The organism is Streptomyces sp. DH12, assembly GCF_020873895.1.
Taxonomy (GTDB): domain Bacteria; phylum Actinomycetota; class Actinomycetes; order Streptomycetales; family Streptomycetaceae; genus Streptomyces.
Window position 1 is genome coordinate 1 of the sequence record NZ_JAHWGT010000398.1, and the last position, 641, is coordinate 641.

The following is a 641-nucleotide window of genomic DNA, read 5'->3' on the forward strand; positions in this document are numbered from 1 at the left end:
ACAGCAAGGACCGGACGGTCGCGCCGGACAACGGGCTCGGCGGCTGGAACATGAACTGGAAGGACTGGAAGGCGGGCAGCGCGGTGAACGGCCGCTGACCGTACCCCCTCGGCCGGGCCGTTGAACTTGGAACGGAACGGTGACACAACCTCCGCCTTCCGCGCTCCTGGCCTGTGGTTACCATTCGCCGTGTGCGCGAGAGGCGTGCTGGGGGGCCGGGTCCGGACAGACCCGCCGAGGGGAGAAACAAGTGAACGTGGGGCCGATATCGGGGGCGTCGGTGGGCGCGCGGCGCGGCGGCAGGAAGCTGGCGGCGCTGGCACTCGGGGTGATGCTGGCGGTCACCGCCTGCGGCGGGGGATCGGAGCCGGGATCCGGCTCGGGCGAGGGCAAGGGCAAGGGCAAGGACTCCACGGCGGCGCGCGGCACGCAGTCCGAGGCGCGCGTGACCATCGCGCCGCGCGACGGCGCCACGTCGGTGGAGACCAGCGGTGAGCTGAAGGTGACGGCCGCCCAGGGCAAGCTCACCGAGGTCGTCGTCAAGAACGCCAAGGGCAAGGCCGTCGAGGGCGCGATATCCAAGGACGGCGCCACCTGGACGCCGTCCACCCACCTCGCCGCCTCCACCGGCTACACCGTGC

The 641-nt window shown here is 71.9% G+C and carries 1 protein-coding gene; it reads left to right on the forward strand.

What is annotated here, in order from left to right; all coding sequences use genetic code 11:
* Positions 1–250 precede the first annotated feature (250 nt).
* A partial coding sequence (locus LPA54_RS34795) for an Ig-like domain-containing protein (RefSeq protein WP_228984618.1) occupies positions 251–641 on the forward strand: 391 nt, incomplete at its 3' end.